This window comes from Paraeggerthella hominis, from assembly GCF_021044775.1.
Taxonomy (GTDB): Bacteria; Actinomycetota; Coriobacteriia; order Coriobacteriales; family Eggerthellaceae; genus Paraeggerthella; species Paraeggerthella hominis.
Window position 1 is genome coordinate 1 of the sequence record NZ_JAJNOQ010000028.1, and the last position, 708, is coordinate 708.

The 708-nt window shown below is 49.6% G+C and carries 1 other RNA gene; it reads left to right on the top strand.

The features are described from left to right. The first annotated feature begins 343 nt into the window (after positions 1-343). Positions 344-696, top strand: a transfer-messenger RNA (tmRNA) gene (gene ssrA / locus LQE90_RS12315). Positions 697-708 lie beyond the last annotated feature (12 nt).

Sequence of the window (708 nt, forward strand, 5' to 3'; positions counted from 1 at the left end):
ACTACAGATAACAGGATGTTAGCGGTCAGGATGACTGAGCAGTGTTTAGTGGATAAACACTTAAGGAGTAGTAAGGAGAGACTTTCAGGATGAAAGCGATACGAACCACGGAGGGATAGACTATCACGGATAGATAGCCTAATTGCACAGGATTGCAATGGCACAAGGAGTGCAGCAGAAAGGACGCAATTGAACCTATTTCACGGATGATGTTGGAACCGCTCAGGAAAGAGCAAGCTTGGTATAAGGAACGCCAAGAGATAGGGAAGTACTTTGAGTACATGGAGATATCATGGATTGAACAGGGATGAAGCAGGATGCAAGTTGACGCATGGATGGTGCAGGGAGCTTCTGGATTCGACAGGATTCACGAAACCCTGGGAGCATGCCGAGGGGCGGTTGGCCTCGTAAAAAGCCGCAAAGTTATAGTTGCAAACGACGATAACTACGCTCTAGCCGCTTAATGCCGCTAGCCATCTACCACACGCTTTGCACATGGGCAGTGGATTTGATGGTCATCTCACATCGTGCTAGCGAGGGAACCCTGTCTGGGGGTGAACCGCGAAACAGTACCGGACTCACCGTGTGGGATCCTGTCTTTCGGAGTTCAAACGGTTAAACAATAGAAAGACTAAGCATGTAGCGCCTTGGATGTAGGTTTTCTGGACGCGGGTTCAAGTCCCGCCGCCTCCACCCAATGATAGAACG